Source organism: Psittacicella gerlachiana, from assembly GCF_003585965.1.
In the GTDB taxonomy this organism is placed as follows: Bacteria; Pseudomonadota; Gammaproteobacteria; order Enterobacterales; family Psittacicellaceae; genus Psittacicella; species Psittacicella gerlachiana.
Genome location: NZ_NRJF01000227.1, coordinates 1 through 2,551, shown reverse-complemented (window position 1 = coordinate 2,551; position 2,551 = coordinate 1). Strand labels below are relative to the sequence as shown.

The window sequence follows — 2,551 nt, the reverse complement described above, 5'->3', positions numbered from 1 at the left end:
ACTAGCTTTTACATTATATATTATATTATTAACAAATACCCATCATATAGCATATCTAGAGCTACTAAAAATAAAAAATAAGCAAAAATTCTTTTTACTTTTTTTGCTGGTAGTACTGATTGTAATTTAACACCTTGATGGGCAAAGATTACCGAAGGAATTAAAATAGCAAGGAAAGCTATAATAGAGAAATAACCTATAGTGTAAGGTACTCCCGTATCGACTTTAATTCCAGAAATAAAATAGGTTAGAAAGCCTGAGATTGCTAAAAAGACTCCACAAAAAGAAGAGGTGCCAAGAGCTCGTTTGATTGGAAATTTACAAGCGTGGAATAAAGGTCCTAAAAATGATCCTCCTGAAATTCCTGCTGTAGAAGAGATACCACCAATTGCTGCTCCGGCAAGAAAGCCTTTAACTGGAGGTAATTGAGCTTGAGGATCTTCTTCACCTCGATTTTTCTTGATTAGCATATTTAAAGCAGAATAAACTACAACTAAACCGAAGAATATTTTTAAATAGCCTGGATTGATTCTTGTAACAAAAGCTCCGACAAGAATGGAACAAACCACCATTGGTGGAACAATTATCAAGGCTGCTCTAAAATTAATATTACCTAATTTATATTGCTTTAAAGAAGCGGTGATGGTATTAAAAATAATTACCCCAAAACTAGTTTGGATACAGATAGGTAAGAGATCTTGGGGAGAGATGGTAAAAATACTCGGTAATAAGTAATTTAAAACAGGAACTATTACTAGTCCTCCTCCAAGTCCTAATAAACCTGAACTAAGTCCTGCAAATACTCCAGCGAGTAAACAGGAAAGAATAAAGATAATAATTTGTTGATCCATAAATATTAGAACCTTGGTTTTCTTTTAAAGACAAAACGGGCAAACTCTTTTAAAACTTTGCGATAAACTTCTTCTTTGAAGTAAACTGGATTTCTAATTGGATACCAATAGGTTACCCAACTATGAGCAACAAATTCTTTAGCAAAAGAGTAATCAATTTCAGCATTTTCATCGATTAGCTGTACAATAAACCACTTTTGTTTGGCTCCAGTATAATCATTAAAATGAAATGGAAACTTGTATGTTAACCACTTTTTACTTTCAGCTATAATCTTAATTTGATGAGGTTTTATTCCTGTTTCCTCTTCAAGTTCTCGATACATAGCTTGTTCTGGAGTTTCATTAGCCTCAATTCCTCCTTGAGGAAATTGCCATTGAGGGTACTTAGCAAGTTTACCTAACCAAAGTTTTCCTTCTTTATTTATAACTATAATCCCTACGCCAAGGCGTAAGTTTTCATTATTTTTTTTAAGGCTCATGAATAATTTTCCTAGAGTTATGACATTTTAAAGGCGTTAGTTTTTTTCACTACTCTTAGTTGCCCCTAACATAGTCATAGATAAAAAATACCCTGTTATTATATTACAAAGCAAAAGAATCTGCATGAAAAAGCCGTAGTGCTTTGACTACGGCTTTATATAAATCCATTAAGCAAAAGTTTTAGTAATAATTGCTTCTTGTGATTCTACTTTCTCTTTTGCATCTTGAGTTTCAAAAGTAACAACTTCAAATGCTTGTTCTGCAAGGAGTTTTCTTACTAACAGGTTATTTAAATGGTGTCCTGATTTGTATGCTGTATAACTACCAATTAAATTGTGTCCGCAAAGGAATAGATCTCCAATAGCGTCAAGCATTTTATGTCTTACAAATTCATTGTTATAACGTAAACCTTCTTCATTTACGATACGATTTTCATCTAAAACAATTGCATTTGCTAAGCTACCACCACGGCATAAACCATTTTGTTGGAGATATTCAATATCTTTTAAGAAGCCAAAAGTACGGCAACGTGATAGTTGTTCTACAAAGTTGTTAGTGGTTAAATCCATATTGAAATGGCTAAGTTCTTTAGAAAATACAGGGTGATCAAAATTAATTGTAAAGTCTAAATTAAATTTGTTACCTTCAATAGGAGATAATTCAGCGAATTTATCACCTTCTTCAACACGAACTTTTTTGGTAATACGGAAAAATTGTTTAGGCATTTCTTGAAGAACTAAACCTGCATCTTGGAAAAGGATCACAAATGCAGCTGAAGAGCCATCCATTACAGGTACTTCAGAAGAGTTTAATTCTACATAAAGATTATCGATCCCAAAAGAAGAGATGGCTGCCATTAAGTGTTCAATGGTTTGCACTCTAACGCCTTCATCAGATACTAATCCAGTACATAAAGTAGTTTCTCTAACTAAATGAGGATCTGCTTTAATTTCTACAACTGGGTTTAGATCTACTCTACGAAAAACTATTCCTGTATTAACAGGAGCTGGTAATAATCTTAGCATTACATTGTTTCCTGAATGTAATCCGATACCAGATACTTCAATAGTTTGTTTTATTGTTCTTTGAAAAATGGTCATATTAATTTTTTTATCCTTTGTCAATTATTGTTGTGTTTTTGTGTGTTGTTTGTAAGTTTAAAAATTATTTAAGTTAAATAATTTTTAATAAGTTTTTTAAAGGAAAACTGTATCTAAAAT

At 32.1% G+C, this 2,551-nt stretch carries 3 protein-coding genes; all 3 read right to left on the bottom strand.

Features of this window, described 5'->3' with window-relative positions; translation table 11 throughout:
* Window positions 1–20 precede the first annotated feature (20 nt).
* Window positions 21–851: a sulfite exporter TauE/SafE family protein gene (locus CKF59_RS06930; RefSeq protein WP_119535211.1), complete on the bottom strand. Its 831-nt coding sequence runs from the start codon at window positions 849–851 to the stop codon at window positions 21–23.
* A 5-nt stretch (window positions 852–856) separates the two neighbouring features.
* Window positions 857–1,330 carry an RNA pyrophosphohydrolase gene (locus CKF59_RS06925; RefSeq protein ID WP_119535210.1) on the bottom strand — a complete coding sequence of 158 codons (474 nt, stop codon included), beginning with the start codon at window positions 1,328–1,330 and terminating at the stop codon, window positions 857–859.
* A 168-nt stretch (window positions 1,331–1,498) separates the two neighbouring features.
* Window positions 1,499–2,431: a UDP-3-O-acyl-N-acetylglucosamine deacetylase gene (gene lpxC / locus CKF59_RS06920; protein WP_119535209.1), complete on the bottom strand. Its 933-nt coding sequence runs from the start codon at window positions 2,429–2,431 to the stop codon at window positions 1,499–1,501.
* Window positions 2,432–2,551 lie beyond the last annotated feature (120 nt).